This is a genomic window from Mycobacterium sp. VKM Ac-1816D, assembly GCF_000416385.1.
Lineage (GTDB): Bacteria > Actinomycetota > Actinomycetes > Mycobacteriales > Mycobacteriaceae > Mycobacterium > Mycobacterium neoaurum_A.
Genome location: NZ_AOHQ01000135.1, coordinates 1 through 10270, shown reverse-complemented (window position 1 = coordinate 10270; position 10270 = coordinate 1). Strand labels below are relative to the sequence as shown.

Here is a 10270-nt window from a genome sequence, read left to right as displayed (position 1 = left end):
TCAAGGCCGACTACGTCAAGGCCTTCTGGAACGTCGTCAACTGGGCCGACGTCCAAGACCGCTACGCCAAGGCAACCGCCAAGACCGGCGGCCTCATCTTCGGGTAAGTCCCCCCGTTCGTCGGAAGCCCCGCGTGCCACGGCCCGCGGGGCTTCCTGCGTCTGATTGGCACTCCGATCCTCTTGCGTGCTAACCCGCCACTGCAGCATCCTGAGTCACAGCGACCCACAGCTGTGTCGGAGTAGTAGCAGCGAGCGACTGTCGGGAGGCCAGATGGACACCGGTGCCGGTAAGGCGATCGAAATTGCCCCGTTCCATTCGCGAGGCACCCTGAAGGGTTTCGTGGTGTCGGGCCGCTGGCCGGATTCCACCAAGGAATGGGCGCAGCTGCTGATCGTCGCCGTCCGAGTCGCCTCACTGCCCGGCTTGCTGTCCACCACGACGATCTTCGGCGTGCGAGAAGAACTTCCCGATCAGCCCGAGCCGGGCACGGTCGGACTCGTCCTCGCCGAGGGTCCGGTGGTGGGGGATTCGGCGCTGCCGCCCGGGTTCTTCGCCGACCACCAGCCGCCCGCACTGTTGATGCTGCACCCGCCGTCGGAGACGACGCCGTCGCTACCCGAGTGCGCCGGCGCAGCCTCCGGGTGCGTCCTGTTGCCCGGGATTCCGCACCTGGGCCTTGAGCACCGGGCGGCATGGGTGGAAGCGGAATCCGACGGCACCATCACCTCCATGGTGAGCCGGGTGGGCGTCGATCCGATCAGCCATCCGGACACCGCCATCATGGCGATGCTGCTGGCCGCCTGAGCCGCCCGGCATCGGTACCGGTTCGGCCACGAACCGGTACGAATGGCTGCATGGCGGCCAGCAATTCTGTTGCACCCGTCGAGGTGGCGGGTGTTTACCTGCCCTGGACTTCGCCCGTTACCCCAGCAAAGCGGACCACCGGCTTTGCTGTGTGACGCCTGCGCACAGGCGATCAGCTCTGGGGTCAGAGTGACAACATGTCAAGATCAGTTGATCTCGGCAAAACAACGTCTGCGTCATTATTTTCTTCGCCAGCTTTGACAGCGTTTCGGCGATCACATCGTTGACGTGCACTACATGCCCTCGCCCGACACCCAAACTGGGGGTAGTGTTACTTTTCACTGGTTTGCACTTGGTTGTGGCGTTAACTCTCGCTACGATGATCAGCAAATACGAAGCACGTGCATTTCGCTCGTACGCCATGTGGAGGAAAGTTAGATGAGCAAGACGTTCGCCGCCCGCCTGAACCGCCTCTTCGATACGGTTTACCCTCCGGGCCGGGGACCGCATACGTCTGCTGAGGTGATCGGCGCCCTGAAGGCCGAGGGCGTCACGATGTCCGCTCCGTACCTCTCCCAGCTGCGCTCGGGCAACCGTACGAACCCGTCGGCCACCACGATGACCGCCCTGGCCAACTTCTTCCGGATCAAGCCGGCCTACTTCACCGATGACGAGTACTACGAGAAGCTCGACAAGGAACTGACCTGGCTGGCCAGCATGCGCGACGAGGGCGTGCGCCGCATCGCTGCGCGCACCGTCGGCCTGTCGCAGGAGTCGCAGCAGGATCTCGCGCAGAAGGTCGACGAGCTCCGCCGCCGGGAGAACCTCGACGGCTGAATCCCTCCACGGATCACCACCCGAACGGTGCCGAGCGCATGAGCGCGAGGCACCGTTCGTGCGTTCAGGGCTGCTCGACCAGATCCTGATACTGCTCGGCGATCGCCAGGATCCATTCCCGATCGGACAAGGTCGTCGGCTGGCGTAGCCAGTTCAAGCCGGGGAACGACGCGTGCGCATCGGCCGCGGTGCCGTCGCGACCGTCGTATATCCACCTTGCGATGCCGCGAGCCTGTTCCTCGGCGGGCACCGGCGGTGAGTCCAGGTCGGCGATATCGGCGATGTTGAGCGCCTGCTCGGTATCGGGTTTGGCACCCACCGAGGTGGTACGGCGATGCTCACTCTCGGCGGCGATCGCCTCCAGGTAGAGCGAGTCGGATATCAGGGACATCTGCTCGGCCACCCGGAACAGCAACGGCCCGCGGGGTCGTACACCGATCCCTACGTCGGGGTGACGCTCGTTGAGCTCGGCCAGCAGCGGCGCGATCATCCGCATCTCGCGGCGCGCGCCGAACCAGTCCTCGATGCTGGGTAACAACGCCCCGCCGGCGACGACCGCCATGGCACAGCCCAACAGTGTCGCGGCTGCGCCGACGCCGAGCGCGTCGGTGGTTCCGACGGCGCGAAGCAGGAAGAAAGCGCTCGCCAGCACGATGAGCACCATGCCCATACTGAAGACGAACAGCGCCCGCCCGCGTCGGGTGCGATTGGAGTGGCGGACTCCCGCCCATGCGACAAGTGTCAACGCCAGGAGCACGTAGAGCATCGGCAACAGCCAGGCCGAGGAGCCGCCCGGCGCCAGGTGTCGGCGCAGATACTCCTCGGGCGCCATCTCGGCTTCCTTCTCCCTGCGGAAGAACCCGACCAGCGTGACCGCGGCGATGCCGGCTGCGAAGACGTACTGCCCGATGGCAATCCGGCGGATGGTGGCCGGCGTGCGATCGGAGGCCACCGTCGTGATCATCACGCAGCTGCCCGCCGCGCATGCGATCAAGGCCACCTGGCTCAGCGCCACCGAGACATTGGGCCAGCGCAACGCGGTATCGATGAGCAGGGTCAGGGGCTGCCAGTTGAGGGCTGCCACCATGCCCAGACTCCCCAGCGCGAGGATCATCGCGGTACTCACCAGGGATTGCTTGTTCACCAACGCCCAGCCGATTCGTAGGCCGGTGGCCAGTCCCAGCAGACCGGCGATCACCCAGACCGTCAACCAAACGCCTCTCCGAGCCGAACCTGCACGATCGACGATCGATCCGAGGGCAGCCGGCCCAGTCGGTAGATCAACAACGCCGCGAAATCCTCGGCCTCCTGCTCGGCTTCCTCGCCAGCCGGGCCCATGCAGCCGGTGCGCTGATTGAGCATGTAGCCGATCAGGTCCGAGCCGGCGAGCTCGGTGACCTCGCGGGCCGCCTCCACGACGGGCGTGCCGGCATGTCCGAGGACCAGATGACCCAGTTCATGGGCCAGCGTCCGGTCCCAGGCCGGCAAGCCCTTCTGGATCAGGAAGACGTCGTGATCGGCGTACTGACGCCATTGACCGCACACTCCGGCAGGGAGATCGGCCATCTTGATCTGGATCGGGCGGCCCTGGTCGTCGGCGACCGCCTCGACCAGACGTGGCAGCGTGACCTCACCCCGGCGCGGGGCGAGATCGAGAACGGAACTCACTGCACGGGTCACCCGACGGCTCGCAGGCATGAGGTCTCCTTTCTGACCATTCCACTATGGCGCTGACGTTCGCTGAACGGGAGTGAAACGCTCAACTCGCGAGCCACCCCGGCCGGTCTGCCGAGACCACGGCGCCGCCGAATTTGCTGGCGCGGCTCCGAATCCACGTCCTCATCATCTCTTACACGTCGGCAGGCAGATCGGCAGTCCTTCCGGCAATTCTCGCACACCGTGCCAGATGTGTTTGCTGATGCAGTCTCTCGGCCAGGTCGGCGGGGCAGCGAAATGCGCGGCATGGTAAGAGCGATAGGGTTGGCCGCGACGTAGGCATGTGCTGTGCCGACCGCATGACACATCGACGATTATGACCGGGAGGCGCCGCCGATGGCCCTGTTCAAGCGACGCAAGAGCCGGGCGACACGGCGTGCCGAAGCCAAGGCGATCAAGGCGAAAGCCAAGCTCGAGGCCAGGCTGGCGGCCAAGAACGACGCCCGGCGCATCAAGGCCGACCGCAAGGCGGCGACCCGTGCGGTCAAGGCACAGCTCAAGGCTCAGCACGACAGCGACCGTGCCGCCCTGAAAGTGGCCGAAACCCAGTTGAAGGCGGTGCGCGAGGGCAAGCTGCTCTCGCCGATCAAGATCCGCCGCGCGCTGACGGTGTCCCGTCTGCTGGCTCCGGTGCTGGTGCCGCTGGCGTATCGAGGAGCGATCGCGGTTCGTGGTCTGCTCGACCAACGGCGCGCGGATCAGCTCGGCGTCCCGCTGAGTCAGGTGGGCCAGTTCTCCGGCCACGGCGCCGCGCTGTCGGCACGCATCACCGGCGCCGAGCAGGCGGTGCGCCGGGTCGCCGAGAAGAACCCCAAGGATGCCGAGACGCGCGCCTTCGTCTCCGCGATCAACGATCGGCTCACCGATCTCGCGGCAGCGGTGACGGCCGCGGAGAACATGCCGTCAGCGCGCCGCCGGTCGGCGCACGCGGCGATCGGCGATCAGCTCGACGGTATCGACGCTGACGTACTGGCCCGGCTCGGGTTGCCGTGATCCGGCTTCTCGCCGCCGTGCTCGCGGCAGTGTTCGCGCTGCTCGGTTCCAGCGGCGCCGGCGTGGCGTCGGCGCACGCCGCGTTGGTGTCCTCCGATCCGGCGGCCGATGCGCAGTTGGCGGAGGCGCCGAGCACGGTCCGTGCGACGTTCAGCGAGGACCTGCAGAGCGCATTCGCCGCGATGACGGTCGTCGGTCCGGACGGCAACCTGTGGTCGACCGGGGACCCCAGGATCACCGGTCCGGTGGCCGAGGTCGACCTGCGCCCGCTCGGCCCGGCGGGCACCTACACCGCCAATTACCGTGTCACCTCCGCCGACGGACACGTCATCAGCGGATCCTGGTCGTTCGAGCTGACCGTGGCCCGCACCGCGACACCGGGTCCGCCGGTCGCCGCGCCTGCGGCCGCCGAGCCGGCGGTCGAGCGCGGACTGCCGGTATGGCCCTTCGTCGCGGGCGCGGTCGTGCTCGTCGGCGCCGGGGTGTGGTGGAGCCGACGCCGACGTTCGTGAGCGGGCTGCGGCGCGCCGGGCAGGGCCTCCTGGTCGCGACCGCGGGTGTGGTGCTGGCCTGGGCGCTGGCACGTCCCCAGCTGTCGTTGCCGATCACGTCGACCCGCATGCTGGCCGACGGTGCGGCCGTGGTGGTGCTGGGGTTGGCCATGCTGCCGTATCTGGACGTCGCGCGTTATCGCACCGAGCTGGCGACCCGCAGATCGCCCGCACTGGCCACGGCCGCGTGGCTGTGGCTGGCCGCCGAACTCGTGCGGTTGATCACGGCGGCCGCCGTGATCAACCGCACGAGTTCGGCGGCCAGCCACAGCCACGCGGCCGTGGCCAGTGCGGGCGATCTGCGGGTCGCCAGCTCGGTGCGATAACGCGCGACGTCCAGATACGGCAGCATGGCCAACCCCAGCACCACCACGGCCGCACCGTCGGCCAGCATGCGGGTCGACGTGATCGGCAACGACAGCTGGGGACGTGCCAGCGCCCAGGCCAGCACCACACCCGCGGTCGCGACCAGGAGGCCCTGCCCGGCGCGCCGCAGCCCGCTCACGAACGTCGGCGTCGGCTCCACCACACCCCGGCGCCGACGAGCACGACCGCGCCCGCGACGAAGGGCCATACCGGCAGTCCGCGCTCGACCGCCGGCTCGGCGGCCGCAGGCGCGGCGACCGGCGGACCCGGTGTCGCGGTGCGGGCCACGGTCAGCTCGAACGACCAGGATCCGCTGATGACGTGTCCGTCGGCGGAGGTGACACGGTAATTGGCGGTGTAGGTGCCCGCCGGGCCGAGCGGGCGCAGGTCGACCTCGGCCACCGGACCGGTGATCCTGGGGTCCCCGGTCGACCACAGGTTGCCGTCCGGACCGACGACCGTCATCGCGGCGAATGCGCTCTGCAGGTCCTCGCTGAACGTCGCACGGACCGTGCTCGGCGCCTCCGCCAACTGCGCATCGGCCGCCGGATCGGAGGACACCAACGCGGCGTGCGCCGACGCCACGCCGGCGCCGCTGGAACCGAGCAGCGCGAACACTGCCGCGAGCACGGCGGCGAGAAGCCGGATCACGGCAACCCGAGCCGGGCCAGTACGTCAGCGTCGATACCGTCGAGCTGATCGCCGATCGCCGCGTGCGCCGACCGGCGGCGCGCTGACGGCATGTTCTCCGCGGCCGTCACCGCTGCCGCGAGATCGGTGAGCCGATCGTTGATCGCGGAGACGAAGGCGCGCGTCTCGGCATCCTTGGGGTTCTTCTCGGCGACCCGGCGCACCGCCTGCTCGGCGCCGGTGATGCGTGCCGACAGCGCGGCGCCGTGGCCGGAGAACTGGCCCACCTGACTCAGCGGGACGCCGAGCTGATCCGCGCGCCGTTGGTCGAGCAGACCACGAACCGCGATCGCTCCTCGATACGCCAGCGGCACCAGCACCGGAGCCAGCAGACGGGACACCGTCAGCGCGCGGCGGATCTTGATCGGCGAGAGCAGCTTGCCCTCGCGCACCGCCTTCAACTGGGTTTCGGCCACTTTCAGGGCGGCACGGTCGCTGTCGTGCTGAGCCTTGAGCTGTGCCTTGACCGCACGGGTCGCCGCCTTGCGGTCGGCCTTGATGCGCCGGGCGTCGTTCTTGGCCGCCAGCCTGGCCTCGAGCTTGGCTTTCGCCTTGATCGCCTTGGCTTCGGCACGCCGTGTCGCCCGGCTCTTGCGTCGCTTGAACAGGGCCATCGGCGGCGCCTCCCGGTCATAATCGTCGATGTGTCATGCGGTCGGCACAGCACATGCCTACGTCGCGGCCAACCCTATCGCTCTTACCATGCCGCGCATTTCGCTGCCCCGCCGACCTGGCCGAGAGACTGCATCAGCAAACACATCTGGCACGGTGTGCGAGAATTGCCGGAAGGACTGCCGATCTGCCTGCCGACGTGTAAGAGATGATGAGGACGTGGATTCGGAGCCGCGCCAGCAAATTCGGCGGCGCCGTGGTCTCGGCAGACCGGCCGGGGTGGCTCGCGAGTTGAGCGTTTCACTCCCGTTCAGCGAACGTCAGCGCCATAGTGGAATGGTCAGAAAGGAGACCTCATGCCTGCGAGCCGTCGGGTGACCCGTGCAGTGAGTTCCGTTCTCGATCTCGCCCCGCGCCGGGGTGAGGTCACGCTGCCACGTCTGGTCGAGGCGGTCGCCGACGACCAGGGCCGCCCGATCCAGATCAAGATGGCCGATCTCCCTGCCGGAGTGTGCGGTCAATGGCGTCAGTACGCCGATCACGACGTCTTCCTGATCCAGAAGGGCTTGCCGGCCTGGGACCGGACGCTGGCCCATGAACTGGGTCATCTGGTCCTCGGACATGCCGGCACGCCCGTCGTGGAGGCGGCCCGCGAGGTCACCGAGCTCGCCGGCTCGGACCTGATCGGCTACATGCTCAATCAGCGCACCGGCTGCATGGGCCCGGCTGGCGAGGAAGCCGAGCAGGAGGCCGAGGATTTCGCGGCGTTGTTGATCTACCGACTGGGCCGGCTGCCCTCGGATCGATCGTCGATCGTGCAGGTTCGGCTCGGAGAGGCGTTTGGTTGACGGTCTGGGTGATCGCCGGTCTGCTGGGACTGGCCACCGGCCTACGAATCGGCTGGGCGTTGGTGAACAAGCAATCCCTGGTGAGTACCGCGATGATCCTCGCGCTGGGGAGTCTGGGCATGGTGGCAGCCCTCAACTGGCAGCCCCTGACCCTGCTCATCGATACCGCGTTGCGCTGGCCCAATGTCTCGGTGGCGCTGAGCCAGGTGGCCTTGATCGCATGCGCGGCGGGCAGCTGCGTGATGATCACGACGGTGGCCTCCGATCGCACGCCGGCCACCATCCGCCGGATTGCCATCGGGCAGTACGTCTTCGCAGCCGGCATCGCCGCGGTCACGCTGGTCGGGTTCTTCCGCAGGGAGAAGGAAGCCGAGATGGCGCCCGAGGAGTATCTGCGCCGACACCTGGCGCCGGGCGGCTCCTCGGCCTGGCTGTTGCCGATGCTCTACGTGCTCCTGGCGTTGACACTTGTCGCATGGGCGGGAGTCCGCCACTCCAATCGCACCCGACGCGGGCGGGCGCTGTTCGTCTTCAGTATGGGCATGGTGCTCATCGTGCTGGCGAGCGCTTTCTTCCTGCTTCGCGCCGTCGGAACCACCGACGCGCTCGGCGTCGGCGCAGCCGCGACACTGTTGGGCTGTGCCATGGCGGTCGTCGCCGGCGGGGCGTTGTTACCCAGCATCGAGGACTGGTTCGGCGCGCGCCGCGAGATGCGGATGATCGCGCCGCTGCTGGCCGAGCTCAACGAGCGTCACCCCGACGTAGGGATCGGTGTACGACCCCGCGGGCCGTTGCTGTTCCGGGTGGCCGAGCAGATGTCCCTGATATCCGACTCGCTCTACCTGGAGGCGATCGCCGCCGAGAGTGAGCATCGCCGTACCACCTCGGTGGGTGCCAAACCCGATACCGAGCAGGCGCTCAACATCGCCGATATCGCCGACCTGGACTCACCGCCGGTGCCCGCCGAGGAACAGGCTCGCGGCATCGCAAGGTGGATATACGACGGTCGCGACGGCACCGCGGCCGATGCGCACGCGTCGTTCCCCGGCTTGAACTGGCTACGCCAGCCGACGACCTTGTCCGATCGGGAATGGATCCTGGCGATCGCCGAGCAGTATCAGGATCTGGTCGAGCAGCCCTGAACGCACGAACGGTGCCTCGCGCTCATGCGCTCGGCACCGTTCGGGTGGTGATCCGTGGAGGGATTCAGCCGTCGAGGTTCTCCCGGCGGCGGAGCTCGTCGACCTTCTGCGCGAGATCCTGCTGCGACTCCTGCGACAGGCCGACGGTGCGCGCAGCGATGCGGCGCACGCCCTCGTCGCGCATGCTGGCCAGCCAGGTCAGTTCCTTGTCGAGCTTCTCGTAGTACTCGTCATCGGTGAAGTAGGCCGGCTTGATCCGGAAGAAGTTGGCCAGGGCGGTCATCGTGGTGGCCGACGGGTTCGTACGGTTGCCCGAGCGCAGCTGGGAGAGGTACGGAGCGGACATCGTGACGCCCTCGGCCTTCAGGGCGCCGATCACCTCAGCAGACGTATGCGGTCCCCGGCCCGGAGGGTAAACCGTATCGAAGAGGCGGTTCAGGCGGGCGGCGAACGTCTTGCTCATCTAACTTTCCTCCACATGGCGTACGAGCGAAATGCACGTGCTTCGTATTTGCTGATCATCGTAGCGAGAGTTAACGCCACAACCAAGTGCAAACCAGTGAAAAGTAACACTACCCCCAGTTTGGGTGTCGGGCGAGGGCATGTAGTGCACGTCAACGATGTGATCGCCGAAACGCTGTCAAAGCTGGCGAAGAAAATAATGACGCAGACGTTGTTTTGCCGAGATCAACTGATCTTGACATGTTGTCACTCTGACCCCAGAGCTGATCGCCTGTGCGCAGGCGTCACACAGCAAAGCCGGTGGTCCGCTTTGCTGGGGTAACGGGCGAAGTCCAGGGCAGGTAAACACCCGCCACCTCGACGGGTGCAACAGAATTGCTGGCCGCCATGCAGCCATTCGTACCGGTTCGTGGCCGAACCGGTACCGATGCCGGGCGGCTCAGGCGGCCAGCAGCATCGCCATGATGGCGGTGTCCGGATGGCTGATCGGATCGACGCCCACCCGGCTCACCATGGAGGTGATGGTGCCGTCGGATTCCGCTTCCACCCATGCCGCCCGGTGCTCAAGGCCCAGGTGCGGAATCCCGGGCAACAGGACGCACCCGGAGGCTGCGCCGGCGCACTCGGGTAGCGACGGCGTCGTCTCCGACGGCGGGTGCAGCATCAACAGTGCGGGCGGCTGGTGGTCGGCGAAGAACCCGGGCGGCAGCGCCGAATCCCCCACCACCGGACCCTCGGCGAGGACGAGTCCGACCGTGCCCGGCTCGGGCTGATCGGGAAGTTCTTCTCGCACGCCGAAGATCGTCGTGGTGGACAGCAAGCCGGGCAGTGAGGCGACTCGGACGGCGACGATCAGCAGCTGCGCCCATTCCTTGGTGGAATCCGGCCAGCGGCCCGACACCACGAAACCCTTCAGGGTGCCTCGCGAATGGAACGGGGCAATTTCGATCGCCTTACCGGCACCGGTGTCCATCTGGCCTCCCGACAGTCGCTCGCTGCTACTACTCCGACACAGCTGTGGGTCGCTGTGACTCAGGATGCTGCAGTGGCGGGTTAGCACGCAAGAGGATCGGAGTGCCAATCAGACGCAGGAAGCCCCGCGGGCCGTGGCACGCGGGGCTTCCGACGAACGGGGGGACTTACCCGAAGATGAGGCCGCCGGTCTTGGCGGTTGCCTTGGCGTAGCGGTCTTGGACGTCGGCCCAGTTGACGACGTTCCAGAAGGCCTTGACGTAGTCGGCCTTGA

15 protein-coding genes are annotated in these 10270 nt (G+C 67.3%); 8 read left to right on the top strand and 7 right to left on the bottom strand.

Features of this window, described 5'->3' with window-relative positions:
* From G154_RS26445 to G154_RS13715, 3 genes are all read left to right on the top strand, one after another.
* On the top strand, positions 1–107 hold a 107-nt coding region (locus G154_RS26445), incomplete at its 5' end, for a Fe-Mn family superoxide dismutase (RefSeq protein WP_286140654.1).
* Positions 108–273: 166 nt separating this feature from the next.
* The gene (locus G154_RS13710) at positions 274–807 is read left to right on the top strand and encodes a hypothetical protein (RefSeq protein WP_019513376.1); all 534 of its coding nucleotides are present in this window, start codon (positions 274–276) and stop codon (positions 805–807) included.
* A gap of 438 nt (positions 808–1245) precedes the next feature.
* Positions 1246–1644 (top strand): helix-turn-helix transcriptional regulator, encoded by a 399-nt coding sequence (locus tag G154_RS13715; RefSeq protein ID WP_019513377.1) that lies wholly within the window; start codon positions 1246–1248, stop codon positions 1642–1644.
* A gap of 64 nt (positions 1645–1708) precedes the next feature.
* Here G154_RS13715 and G154_RS13720 read toward each other — a convergent pair whose 3' ends face one another.
* Together G154_RS13720 and G154_RS13725 are read right to left on the bottom strand one after the other, a co-directional pair.
* Entirely contained in the window at positions 1709–2854 is a 1146-nt protein-coding gene (locus G154_RS13720) for a hypothetical protein (RefSeq protein WP_019513378.1), read from the bottom strand.
* On the bottom strand, positions 2851–3342 hold the full coding sequence (locus G154_RS13725) for a hypothetical protein (protein ID WP_023985011.1): 492 nt from the start codon (positions 3340–3342) through the stop codon (positions 2851–2853). Before G154_RS13725 ends, G154_RS13720 begins: the two co-directional genes overlap by 4 nt.
* A gap of 354 nt (positions 3343–3696) precedes the next feature.
* Between G154_RS13725 and G154_RS13730 the strand changes: the two genes are divergently transcribed.
* From G154_RS13730 to G154_RS27110, 3 genes are read left to right on the top strand one after another with little or no spacing between them, the layout of a single operon-like run.
* Complete coding sequence (locus G154_RS13730; RefSeq protein WP_019513380.1) at positions 3697–4353, top strand: DUF6474 family protein; 657 nt, start codon at positions 3697–3699, stop codon at positions 4351–4353.
* The gene (locus tag G154_RS13735; RefSeq protein WP_023985012.1) at positions 4353–4865 is read left to right on the top strand and encodes a copper resistance CopC family protein; all 513 of its coding nucleotides are present in this window, start codon (positions 4353–4355) and stop codon (positions 4863–4865) included. The genes G154_RS13730 and G154_RS13735 overlap by 1 nt, the downstream gene beginning before the upstream one ends.
* Positions 4841–5230, top strand: coding sequence for a hypothetical protein (locus G154_RS27110; protein ID WP_192817334.1), 390 nt, complete (start codon positions 4841–4843; stop codon positions 5228–5230). The genes G154_RS13735 and G154_RS27110 overlap by 25 nt, the downstream gene beginning before the upstream one ends.
* A gap of 175 nt (positions 5231–5405) precedes the next feature.
* Here the strand turns inward: G154_RS27110 and G154_RS13745 are convergent, their stop codons facing one another.
* Together G154_RS13745 and G154_RS13750 are read right to left on the bottom strand one after the other, a co-directional pair.
* Positions 5406–5918 (bottom strand): copper resistance CopC family protein, encoded by a 513-nt coding sequence (locus G154_RS13745; protein ID WP_023985012.1) that lies wholly within the window; start codon positions 5916–5918, stop codon positions 5406–5408.
* Positions 5918–6574, bottom strand: a complete 657-nt coding sequence (locus tag G154_RS13750; RefSeq protein WP_019513380.1) for a DUF6474 family protein — start codon at positions 6572–6574, stop codon at positions 5918–5920. The genes G154_RS13745 and G154_RS13750 overlap by 1 nt, the downstream gene beginning before the upstream one ends.
* Before the next feature lie 354 nt (positions 6575–6928).
* On the opposite strand from G154_RS13750, the gene G154_RS13755 reads away from it, so the two are divergent.
* Complete coding sequence (locus tag G154_RS13755) at positions 6929–7420, top strand: hypothetical protein (RefSeq protein ID WP_023985011.1); 492 nt, start codon at positions 6929–6931, stop codon at positions 7418–7420.
* Entirely contained in the window at positions 7417–8562 is a 1146-nt protein-coding gene (locus G154_RS13760) for a hypothetical protein (RefSeq protein ID WP_019513378.1), read from the top strand. The genes G154_RS13755 and G154_RS13760 overlap by 4 nt, the downstream gene beginning before the upstream one ends.
* 64 nt (positions 8563–8626) lie before the next feature.
* Here G154_RS13760 and G154_RS13765 read toward each other — a convergent pair whose 3' ends face one another.
* The 3 genes from G154_RS13765 to G154_RS26455 form a co-directional block, all read right to left on the bottom strand.
* Positions 8627–9025 (bottom strand): helix-turn-helix transcriptional regulator, encoded by a 399-nt coding sequence (locus G154_RS13765; RefSeq protein WP_019513377.1) that lies wholly within the window; start codon positions 9023–9025, stop codon positions 8627–8629.
* Positions 9026–9463: 438 nt separating this feature from the next.
* Positions 9464–9997 (bottom strand): hypothetical protein, encoded by a 534-nt coding sequence (locus tag G154_RS13770; RefSeq protein WP_019513376.1) that lies wholly within the window; start codon positions 9995–9997, stop codon positions 9464–9466.
* A gap of 166 nt (positions 9998–10163) precedes the next feature.
* The coding region (locus G154_RS26455; RefSeq protein WP_286140654.1) for a Fe-Mn family superoxide dismutase at positions 10164–10270 on the bottom strand (107 nt) is incomplete at its 5' end.